Genomic DNA, 8,796 nt, shown 5'->3' with positions numbered 1-8,796 from the left:
GGCGAGTACTTACTGGGTGGTGCCACGTCTTGCCTCTCGTTTCCTTACGTAGAGATCCTATTGGGTCCCTGTCCGGAAACTTCGGGGCACCTCAGCCATCACGAGCAGGTGGGCACCGTCCAGGGATTCCGTCACCGTGTGACCGAGCTGGACAAGCAGCGCCGAGACCGCAGCCTGCACGATGGATTTCATGGCGTCGCTGGAGGAGCTTGACCGGCCAGCAGCCAGGGCGGTGAAGCCGGCCGAAGCTGTCCACTTGATCAAGACACCGGGCGGGACGGGCATCACCCGCAGACCCGGGTAACGGTCGTCATCGGCATCCTCGGTCAGGTGAAAGCCTGCCTGCATCAGAGCGCGCTTGACCTCGGACACGAATTCAGGCAGCGCGGGCGACACCGGGGCCGCCTACCCGGCATCTCCAAGATCACACGTCCTCGGGAATGCGATCGGCCCTTGCCCGGGGGAAGCTATAGCCATGGTCGTGCGTCGCGTGACCGTGGAGGCGCCGGGTGGATCTGGCGGCCGCAGGGTCTGCGTCGATTACAAGATCTTGGGCACGGCGTACTCGCTGCACGATGTGGCGGTGTTTCTGCGATACGCCGGGGTGGTGGGCTGCGACGAGCTGGACGTGGCCGAATCGGACATCATCGAGTGGCACGGCGGCGGTCCGGAAGTTTGGCCGCGCCGGGTTTGTCCAGACGGTTGGATGGGCCACCAGCATCGGCACCTGGCCGGTCAGTGAGGCGAGGGCGGCGACGGTGGCGGCGGCATCGGGCCGCAGGCGGTCGGCGATGCCCAGCACACCGACCGGGACGCCGTCGGACAGGACCAGGACTGCCGTGCGGCCGCCGTCCTCCAGCCCGGCCGCCACCACGGCGGCACGGTCCCAGGTCGCGTCACCGGCGCCGTCCAGCAGGCGGGAGGGGGCGCCGACCGCGACGGCGTGGCCGTCGACGGTGGCGGTGACCCCGATGCCGGGGGCCGAGGCGAAGCCCGCGCAGGCGGGGATGGCCAGGCCGCGGGTGCGGGCGGCATCGACGACAGCGCGGGCCAGCGGGTGCTCGCTGGGGTGCTCGGCCGGACCGGTGACAACCCGCGCGCCGCCGCCCGCCTGGCCGCCGAGGTCGGCATCACCGACGTCCGCGCCGGACTGCTGCCCCAGGACAAGGTCGCCGCCGTACGCCAGCATGAGAAGGCCGGGCGCAAGGTGCTGGTCATCGGTGACGGCGTCAACGACGCCCCCGCGCTGGCCGCCGCCCACACCGGCATCGCCATGGGCCGCGCCGGCTCCGACCTCGCCCTGGAAACCGCCGACGCCGTCATCGTCCGCGACGAACTCGCCACCGTCCCCACCGTCGTGAGCCTGTCCCGCACGGCCAGGCGTCTGGTGGTGCAGAACCTGGTCATCGCCGCGGTGTTCATCTCCGGCCTGGTCATCTGGGACCTGGCCGGACACCTGCCGCTGCCCCTCGGTGTCCTGGGCCACGAGGGCTCCACCGTCATCGTCGGCCTCAACGGCCTGCGCCTACTGCGCGACGCCGCCTGGAACCGGGCCGCCGGGGATGTGCGGTGAACCGCCGCAGCAAGAAGGCCGCCCCCGCGCCGGGGCGGGCCGGCCCACGCTCACCGTCTGCCGCGGCTGCTGCTGCGGCACCCCGCCAAAGTCCCGCACCTGGACCACGAAGCCCAGCTCACCGACCTGCGCACCATGCTGGTTGGGTCGCGATGGTGCGGCGTACCGACTGCATGGACGCGTGCGAACGCGTCAAGCAGGGATCCACTCCCGAGCGCCCCTATGTCCCCGGTTTCGACGAGGGCGTCGCCTTCGGAATTGATCCGGTCTGTGGGGGGCGCTGGCACGTGTGGGACAAGACCTCTCCGCTGCGGAGCCAAGCACAGCCATACGTAAGTGGAGATGCCAACGAAGTTAGCGGCTCGCGCTGATCTGCGGGACCAGTCCGTACAGGATGCTCGGGCGGATCTCCGGGGTGCCGACGTAGCCGCAGGCGTGGGGGCAGGGCGCCCACTTCCAGGGCTGGGCGTAGGGGGCGCGCAGGGATTCGCGGGAGCGGTCGGGGTCGTCGGCGGTGCAGCGGCGTTGGACTCGGCCTCTCAGGCCGCAACTGGTGCGCAGGCCGAAGGCGTCGCGGTAGGGGCCACAGCGTTCGGCTTCGAGGGCGGCGAACCCGCGGGGGAGGACGGGGTGGACTTCAGGCGCCATTCTGAGCACGATCTCCGCCTGCTCGACGTGCCGCTGGAGCCTGGTCGGTTAGACCCAGATCTCGTGCTCGTTGCGGTAGTGCGGCCACGGCTGGCCGGCCTGGCGTGCGGCGAGCAGGTGTCTGATACCTGAGGCCCACGAACCCGGCCGGAGGAACTCGACCAGGTCGCGGTCGAGTGCCGAGCGGCGCATCTGCAACGTCCGGGCCGGGGTCATGGTGAGCCCGCCGGGCAGAAGGACAGACCGCAGCTGCTCCTGGCGGTGGATCTCCATTACAACCTCACCGGATTGCAGGTCATGGTTCCCGGGTGGGCGGACCCATCGCGCGTCCATGCCCGAGAGCTGGAGCAGTCGGGTGAGCGCGGGGCCAGAGGTCTCGACGGTCACCGCGGCGTAGTCGCCGATCAGGCGGGCGCAGAGGACGGGGTCCAGCGGGTAGTTCGCCCAGGGCACCCGCTGCGGGTCACCTGCCGTGCTGTCCAGGCTGGTTGTGTGGATGTTGTGCTCCCGCTGGCCGCCGATGCCCGCACGCTGGAGCGCCGCGTCGAAGGCATCGGCTGTGCGCTCGGTGAACTGCTCGTAGGTCAGGCCCTGTGCGCGCACCCGTATTGGTCGAAGGTGAGCAGGGCCCGGCTGCCGGGGACCTCGGTCGAGTAGACGCCTTCTGCCGCGGCCCTCCCCATGGCCGTACGCAGCAGGTCCAGATGCGTGCGCAACGGCAAGTCCAGGTCATGCCGCGCGGCGGTCCTGCACTCCGTACACAGCTGCCACTGTGGCTGCACGCAATTGCTGCACTGCCAGGACCCGGCGAGACGCCTGCGGGGTCCCGAGGATGGCTTCCACGTCGGATAGCAAATCCGTTCGTTGTCTGTTCGTGCTCGACCCGTCGTCAGGCCGGGCTGGAGGCCGAACCGCCCCCTCCACATCTTCCCATTCGTATCCGAGCCCCACGTCTGCACGTTCTACCTCGACGCCTTCGGCTTCGACGCGGTCCAGCAGGTCGACTGGCACATCGAGGCCTGGGCTCCGACCTCCGCCACCAAGTGCGAGACCGTCAAGGCCGGCGCCATCACCCTGGACGGCTAGGGCCACGGCCGTACGGCAGACCTGTCGCTTCCCGACGGGCACTACAAGCTGTTCTGGAACTTCGACGGCGAGAAGGGCGCCGCCAAGCACAAGGTGTTCTGGACCGACTGCAAGGACTCACAGGGCGGTGGCGGCGGTACGACGCCGTCCGCCTCCGTGTCGCCTCCTCGTCGGTGTCGTCCTCGAGCTCGGCCGGTGCGACGACCTCGCCAAGTGTGTCGTCCGGCGAGGGTGGGGCCGCCCCGTCGGCCGCCGCATCCCCGTCCGCGCAGGGCGGAAGCGGCGATCTGGCCGAGACCGGCAGCAGCGCCCCGGTGGGCCTGCTGTCGGGCACCGCGGCGGCGCTGGTGGCCGCGGGCGGCTAACTGGTGCTGCGGCGCCGCAGGGCCTCCCGGGGCTGACGTCCGCCGGGCATGACAGTGCCCCGCTCGTCCTGGTGACGAGTACCGGGGCACTGTCGTGTGCCGGGAGGATGCAGCTGGTGTTGTGCAGGCCCGCGACCACGCCACCGTGAGCAGCAGTGCGCGGGGCAGCAGCGGGGCAGGCTCATTCGCACAGCACCTGCCCGTCCGGCAACGGTTTACGGCCCGGTACCGGAACCTGCGCGGCAGAGCCGCGACGGTCGCCGCACATCTCCGGTGAGAGCAACTCCGTCGGCACTTCGGTGACCGTCGGCCATGCGTACTTGTCCATGGACACCTACAAAAGCGTCCTGCCGGAACTGGACCGCCTGGCGGCGGAAGCCTCGGTGTCGATCGTTCCGCGTGCTAACAAGCTGAAAAAGAGCGCCTCCAAGAAGCCAGCGGCGGCTCCAGGAAGGGCAAGGGCGGCAAGGGGCTGGAGGCGGCGTAGCCGCAGCTCTGGGAACGCCTCCGTTCCCAGAGGCGTTCCCAAAAGGCCAAAAAAGGGGCCTCCTCTCGGTTGAGAGGAGGCCCGTCTGCTGCAAAGATGCAGGTCAGACGTGGTAGGCCCTGTGGGACTCGAACCCACAACCAATGGATTAAAAGTCCACTGCTCTGCCAATTGAGCTAAGGGCCCAGGCGATGTTGCCTCCCCGAGCATAGCCGGACGAGGCCGGGACTCCGATCGGGTATCGGTGACCCGGCCACACCAACGGCCGAGATCCTGCGGATGGCCGCACCGCCGGACCGGCCCCGTCCGTCCGCACCCGGTCCCTACGGATCCACCCCCTTCACCGCCCCGGAACGCGCCGCCTCCCGCGCAAGCGTGCGCTCGTGGTGGGGGTTCAGGAACCAGTGCCGGGCCGACGCCAACCACCAGGCCGCCGCGAAGCCGAGCACCACCAGGACGGCGACCGGGGCGTAGTTGAAGGTCTCCCACGTCACCGGGGAGACCTGCGGGAGCATGAAGAGGATCGTGATCAACCCGACCCACACCACCGACACCACCCCGACCACCAGGGACCAGCGGCCCAGGTGCCAGGGACCGCGCTCGAAGGCCTCGCCCCGGCGCACCCGCAGCAGGGTCGGGATCACGTAGGCGACGTACAGCCCGATGACGGCGATCGAGGTGACGGCCGCGTAGGCCGTGTAGTTGATCAGGTACGGCAGGCCGAGGGCCAGGGCGCCCAGCGCGGCGAGCCAGACGGCCGCCACGGGCGTGCGGGTGCGCGGGCTGACCGTGTGCCACACATGTGAGAAGGGCAGCGCGCCGTCGCGGGAAAAGGCGTAGATCATGCGGCTGTTGGCCGTGACCGACGCCATCCCGCAGAACAGCTGGGCACCGATCACCATGAGCAGCAGCAGCTTGCCGGCGGTCGCGCCGAGGGCGTCCAGCAGGATCTGCGCGGGCGGCGCGCCGGTCGGAGACGCGAGTTCCTTGTCGTACGACTGGATCGCGAAGGTGAAGCCGAGCAGGAGTACGAAGCCGGCGATCCAGGAGGTCCAGATGGACCGGACGATGCCCCTCGGGCCCGCCGTGGACGCGTCGTGTGTCTCCTCCGTCATGTGGGCGGAGGCGTCGTAGCCGGTGAAGGTGTACTGCGCCATCAGCAGGCCCAGCAGCACCACGTAGACCCCGCTGCCCCAGCCCGTGTTGTTCACGAACTTGGTGAACACGAAGGACACCGACTGGTGGTGGTCCGGTACGAAGGCCAGGGCCCCGACGATCACCGCCACGCCCAGCACGTGCCACCACACGCTGATGTTGTTGAGGACGGCGACGATGCGCACGCCGAAGGTGTTCAGCAGGCCGTGCAGGACCAGGATGGCCGCGAAGAGCAGGACCGTGCGGCCAGGGGTGACTTCGAAGTCGAACTGGAGATTGAGGTAGGCGCCGAGGAAGGACGCGGCACCGAAGTCGATGCCCGCCGTCACCGCCACCTGGCCCAGCACGTTGAACCAGCCCGTGAACCAGGCCCAGGCCGCCGCCGAGCGCGGGGGCGCCAGCCGGTGGGCCCAGAAGTACAGGCCCGCGGAGGTCGGGTACGCCGAACAGATTTCGGCCATGGACAGGCCGACGAACAGCGTCATCAGGCCTACGGCCACCCATCCCCAGGTGATCACGGCGGGACCGCCGGTGTTCATCCCGAAGAGGTAGAGCGTCAGGCAGCCGGACAGGACAGAGATGATCGTGAAGGAGACCGCGTAGTTGGAGAACGCCGACATCCGGCGGGCCAGAACCTGTGTGTAACCGAGCTGGGCCAGCCGCTCTTCGTCCGACAGCCCACTCGCTCTGACGTCATCTGTCATGCCCCCAGCGATTCCCTCGCCGGGGGCGTGACATGCGCCATACGGTAATTGCTATGGCCAAAAGTTGTCGTACATCGGGCGGCCCCGGATCGGTCAGAAGATCCCCTTGTACCCCTGCCAGCCGGTGGCGATCTTCACCCGCGCGGCGAACGATCCCTTGCCGTTACCGGTCTGGCGGTACAGGTTGCCCGCGGTGTCCCGGGCGACGATGTCCGCCTTTCCGTCACCGGTGATGTCGCCGACGCCGACGATCGCGTTGTAGCTCCCGCCCCAGTTCGAGAAGACCTTCACGCGGTCCTTCAGCGTGCCGGTCCCGGTGCCGTCGTACCGCCACAGCGTTCCGGCCTTGTCCCGCGCCAGCACGTCGCCGATTCCGTCGCCGGTCAGGTCACCGGCGCCCACGATCTTCGTGTAGCCGTTCAGGGTGCGGATCTTCACGCCCGCCTTGAGCTTCCCGGCGCCGTCGTTGGCGAACAGGTAGACGTCACCGGTCGACGCCTTGCGCGCCAGCAGGTCGGTGCGGCCGTCGCCGGTCAGGTCGCCGGGCGCGGTGAGGACGTTGTACGCGTTCCAGCCGGTGCCGAGCGAGGTGTGGCTGCTCGACGGCGTGTACGAGCTGCCGCACTTGCCGGCGTAGCGGCGCAGTTCGCCGTTCGGCATGCGCACCAGCATCTCGGCGCAGCGGTCGCTGCCCATGTCGCCGAACGGGACGGTGACGGTCCCGACCGGCCAGCCGGAGGCGGACTGCTTGAAGTCGAAGGTGCCCTTGCCCTTGGTGTAGTGCAGGGTCAGGGCGCCGGAGGAGTTGAGGGTGACGAGTTCGCCGTAGCTGTAGCCGCCCTGGTCGTGGAAGCCCTGCCGGCCACCGCTCAGCCCGATCGTGCCGCCCGTGGAGTACGTGCCCCCGCCGTCGGCGGCCGTGGCGGCCAGCGTCCACGTGTAGCCGCCGTTGTACGCGTACGTGCCCGAGCCCGTCTTGCCGTCCCAGACGACGTCGATGTCGGCGCCGCTGCCGGTGAGGGTGCGCACGGTCCGGCCGGCGGAGTCCTTCACCCGGAAGGTCCAGGCGGCCGGCTTGTTGAGCTGCCAGGTGCTCTTCCAGGGGTCGTCCTTGGCGCTCATCAGGGTGTCGTCCACCTCGGACTCGATCCTGGCGAGCGGCTGCGTCGGGACCCCGCTCTGCACGATCCGGATCGCGTGTTCCTGGTCGACGTACGCGATGTCGCCGCCGAACTTGTCCACCGTCCAGGTCAGACGCCGCTGGTCCACGGTGTTTCCGGCCGGGAGGTCGGCGACGGCGCGCGGGGGCGCGGCCGTGCCGGTGCGGTAGTCCGTCAGCATGAGCTTGCCGGCGCTCCGGTCGTGCCGGACGAGGAAGCCGTCGCCGACGAGCACGGGGCCGGAGGGGACCGTGATGTTCTTCTTCGCCGTTCGGTCGTACACGCCCGCGGCGCCCGTGGGGCCGCAGTTCCAGTAGATCCAGCGGCCGATGACCTGGAGTTCCTTGACCGTGCAGGGCGCGCCGGTGGAGACGGTCTGGACCGTCTTGCCCTTCTCCAGGTCGTATGCGGTGACCACCCCGTTGCCCGAGCCGGGCGTCCACAGCGCCTGGCCCCAGAGGGAGGCGGCCGTGATGGAGCGGGTCAGCCGGACGGGGTGGTAGTAGTACGGCTGCACGGCGTCGACGTACTGCTTGCCGGTGGAAGTCGCCTGGTAGACGTAGTAGCGGCCGGTGACGTCGACGAACCTGGCGCCGGTGACCAACGGTTCCTCCGCCCCGTTGGACGAGTGCTCGTCCAGGTGGACCTGGGCGGTCAGCTTGCCCGTGCCGTCGTCCATGAAGTAGCCGACGTACGAGTTGCCGGAGGTGCGCATCGGTACGCAGCCCCGGCCGTCCGTGTCGCACGGCACGCGCTGCGCATGGCTGCCGACGGCAAAGGTGTCGGCGAACCCGCGGCTCGTCTTCTGCAGCACCATCGAGCCGTCGGCCGAGATCCGACGGCCGATCACCCACTGGTCGCCGCTCGGGGTGTTCTCCACGGTGGTCAGGAAGCCGCCCGCGTAGTCGATGCCCCACACACCATCGGTCTGGACGGGTGTGGGAGTGGTGTCCGCGGCGACCGGCCCCGCGGCGGCCAGCGAGCCGGCGCCCAGAGCTGCCAGGCCCACGAGAGTGAGTGCGATCCGGCCGCGCCGGGTCGCCGAAGAGCGTGCGCGCACACGCCGAGTCAAGGGTCCCTCCCCAGGGAAGCGAGAACGGCATGGCGGCCGGAGACAGTTGTGCTCCGCACCCCGCGCGGCCGCGTGACTCCCCCTCGACCGCACCCCACCACGCCAAGTCGAGGGATGTTAACAACCGCCCCACAGGTAAAGGAAGCGAAAAAGAGAACGCCGCCCTTACCGCTCCTGAAGCGGAAGGGCCCCACGACCGGAGTCGTGGGGCCCTTCGCAGATCGGGGTGACCGGGCGTCAGCCGTTGCGCTTCCAGCGCGGCTTGTCCTCGCGACGGCCGAACGAGCCGGTGCCACGGTGGTCGTCACGGCGGCCGTACGGGCGCTCGTGGCTGCCGGAGCGGAAGCCGGGGCGGTCGCCCTGGCGGTCGCGGTTGAACGGGCGGTCGCTGCCACGGTGACCGCCGCGGTCGTCGCGCCGCTCGAACGGACGCCGGTCGTTGTCGCGACGGAAGCCGCCGCGGTCGTCACGCCGCTCGAACGAACGCCGGTCGTTGTCCCGGCGGTCGCGGTCGAAGGGACGACGGTCACGGTCACGGTCGTTGTC

The 8,796-nt window shown here is 69.7% G+C and carries 8 protein-coding genes, 1 tRNA gene and 3 pseudogenes; 2 read left to right on the top strand and 10 right to left on the bottom strand.

What is annotated here, in order from left to right:
- Window positions 1-57: 57 nt before the first annotated feature.
- Window positions 58-396 carry a hypothetical protein gene (locus tag ACZ3TS_RS35605; protein ID WP_467625982.1) on the bottom strand — a complete coding sequence of 113 codons (339 nt, stop codon included), beginning with the start codon at window positions 394-396 and terminating at the stop codon, window positions 58-60.
- A 28-nt stretch (window positions 397-424) separates the two neighbouring features.
- Entirely contained in the window at window positions 425-1,189 is a 765-nt protein-coding gene (locus ACZ3TS_RS35600) for a hypothetical protein (protein WP_467625984.1), read from the bottom strand.
- Here ACZ3TS_RS35600 and ACZ3TS_RS35595 point away from each other — a divergent pair.
- A pseudogene (locus ACZ3TS_RS35595) lies at window positions 1,082-1,573 on the top strand (HAD-IC family P-type ATPase); the annotation flags it as partial. The gene ACZ3TS_RS35600 and the pseudogene ACZ3TS_RS35595 sit on opposite strands and share 108 nt — an antisense overlap.
- Window positions 1,574-1,927: 354 nt before the next feature.
- On the opposite strand, the gene ACZ3TS_RS35590 reads toward ACZ3TS_RS35595, so the two are convergent.
- From ACZ3TS_RS35590 to ACZ3TS_RS35580, 3 genes are read right to left on the bottom strand one after another with little or no spacing between them, the layout of a single operon-like run.
- On the bottom strand, window positions 1,928-2,221 hold the full coding sequence (locus ACZ3TS_RS35590) for a hypothetical protein (protein WP_467625981.1): 294 nt from the start codon (window positions 2,219-2,221) through the stop codon (window positions 1,928-1,930).
- Between the two features lie 48 nt (window positions 2,222-2,269).
- Window positions 2,270-2,824 (bottom strand): hypothetical protein, encoded by a 555-nt coding sequence (locus ACZ3TS_RS35585; protein ID WP_467625980.1) that lies wholly within the window; start codon window positions 2,822-2,824, stop codon window positions 2,270-2,272.
- Complete coding sequence (locus ACZ3TS_RS35580; protein ID WP_467625978.1) at window positions 2,806-2,937, bottom strand: hypothetical protein; 132 nt, start codon at window positions 2,935-2,937, stop codon at window positions 2,806-2,808. The genes ACZ3TS_RS35585 and ACZ3TS_RS35580 overlap by 19 nt, the downstream gene beginning before the upstream one ends.
- 223 nt (window positions 2,938-3,160) lie before the next feature.
- Between ACZ3TS_RS35580 and ACZ3TS_RS35575 the strand changes: the two are divergent.
- Window positions 3,161-3,672, top strand: a pseudogene (locus ACZ3TS_RS35575) (hypothetical protein); the annotation flags it as partial.
- Window positions 3,673-3,853: 181 nt separating this feature from the next.
- Here ACZ3TS_RS35575 and ACZ3TS_RS35570 read toward each other — a convergent pair.
- The 5 genes and pseudogenes from ACZ3TS_RS35570 to ACZ3TS_RS35550 form a co-directional block, all read right to left on the bottom strand.
- Window positions 3,854-4,006: a hypothetical protein gene (locus tag ACZ3TS_RS35570; RefSeq protein ID WP_467625977.1), complete on the bottom strand. Its 153-nt coding sequence runs from the start codon at window positions 4,004-4,006 to the stop codon at window positions 3,854-3,856.
- A gap of 263 nt (window positions 4,007-4,269) precedes the next feature.
- Window positions 4,270-4,345 (bottom strand) — tRNA-Lys (locus ACZ3TS_RS35565).
- Window positions 4,346-4,482: 137 nt separating this feature from the next.
- Window positions 4,483-6,018 carry an amino acid permease gene (locus ACZ3TS_RS35560; RefSeq protein WP_467625976.1) on the bottom strand — a complete coding sequence of 512 codons (1,536 nt, stop codon included), beginning with the start codon at window positions 6,016-6,018 and terminating at the stop codon, window positions 4,483-4,485.
- A gap of 93 nt (window positions 6,019-6,111) precedes the next feature.
- Window positions 6,112-8,238 (bottom strand): FG-GAP-like repeat-containing protein, encoded by a 2,127-nt coding sequence (locus ACZ3TS_RS35555; protein ID WP_467625974.1) that lies wholly within the window; start codon window positions 8,236-8,238, stop codon window positions 6,112-6,114.
- 249 nt (window positions 8,239-8,487) lie between these two features.
- Window positions 8,488-8,796, bottom strand: a pseudogene (locus ACZ3TS_RS35550) (DEAD/DEAH box helicase); the annotation flags it as partial.

The sequence above is a fragment of the Streptomyces sp. NPDC022910 genome (assembly GCF_055561075.1).
This window is presented reverse-complemented; position numbering and strand designations above follow the sequence as displayed.